The organism is Lacticaseibacillus manihotivorans DSM 13343 = JCM 12514, from assembly GCF_001435035.1.
Lineage (GTDB): Bacteria > Bacillota > Bacilli > Lactobacillales > Lactobacillaceae > Lacticaseibacillus > Lacticaseibacillus manihotivorans.
Genome location: NZ_AZEU01000193.1, coordinates 1 through 896, shown reverse-complemented (window position 1 = coordinate 896; position 896 = coordinate 1). Strand labels below are relative to the sequence as shown.

The window sequence follows — 896 nt, the reverse complement described above, 5'->3', positions numbered from 1 at the left end:
GTGTACGAAGCTATCAACGCTGTGTACGCGCGGCTTACGAGTAAGCTCCCTGGCGAAAGCCTTGAAGAACGCACGGCCGGTCTTAAGAAAGGCGTAGTGACCGGTTCTATCGCGTTTACGGTCGTGCATGGCTTGGGCAGTTTCCGCAAGATAGACTTGATGCGAGTGACGCTTCGAGTCGAGCTGAGTTACAGATCCACGCGTGATTTCCCGTGAGATTGTCGCTTTACTGCGATGAAGCTTCTGTGCAATCACGGTCGCGGTGTCACCAGCAGCCTGAAGGGCCTGAATTGTAGCACGGTCGCTAAAACTGAGTTGTTGGTAATGCTTGTGGGTGTTAGTCTGAGAGTGGGTCATGAAGATTCCTGCTTTCTTGTTTAGCTAGCACTAACAAGAATAGGTCTTCATGGCCTTTTTGGTCTAGTCGTCAGGGTGTTGCACTTGAATTGTAAACTGGGGCACATATTATGAATATGTTACGTAATCGATTGCTTACCGCTTTTCCTGAGGCGCATTTCACCTATGGCTACATCACAACGGTTCAGCGAAAAAAGTTGGGTTTGGCAAAAGCGCATTATCGCGATGCTGTAGCAATCAGTGGAATTCAACAAATTATTGAAGAGCCAAACTCAGTTGTGATGTTTGATCAGTTTCGGACGAAAAAACGATCATTGCATGAAGCAACGGCACTCAGGGGGCGAAAGCAAAAGAACGCTACTCAAAAACGAGTGAAAAAGAATACGAAGAAAGTAAAAGGTTGGTGCTTGAACGATTATGTTCGAATCAGTGATGGACGTTGCGGGTTCATCACCGGGTTTAGTGGTCTCTGGATGGCTCATATGTAAGCACCCAATAACAGACCGTCTTGAAAATCAATAGAGGCCCGTTCCCAGATT

Annotated in this window: 2 protein-coding genes; one reads left to right on the top strand and one right to left on the bottom strand. The window is 47.1% G+C overall.

Features of this window, described 5'->3' with window-relative positions:
* Positions 1-357 (bottom strand): helix-turn-helix domain-containing protein (locus tag FD01_RS10805; RefSeq protein WP_156647301.1); only part of this gene is annotated, 357 nt, incomplete at its 3' end.
* Positions 358-467: 110 nt separating this feature from the next.
* On the opposite strand from FD01_RS10805, the gene FD01_RS10800 reads away from it, so the two are divergent.
* The gene (locus tag FD01_RS10800) at positions 468-845 is read left to right on the top strand and encodes a hypothetical protein (RefSeq protein ID WP_056964258.1); all 378 of its coding nucleotides are present in this window, start codon (positions 468-470) and stop codon (positions 843-845) included.
* Positions 846-896: the final 51 nt, after the last annotated feature.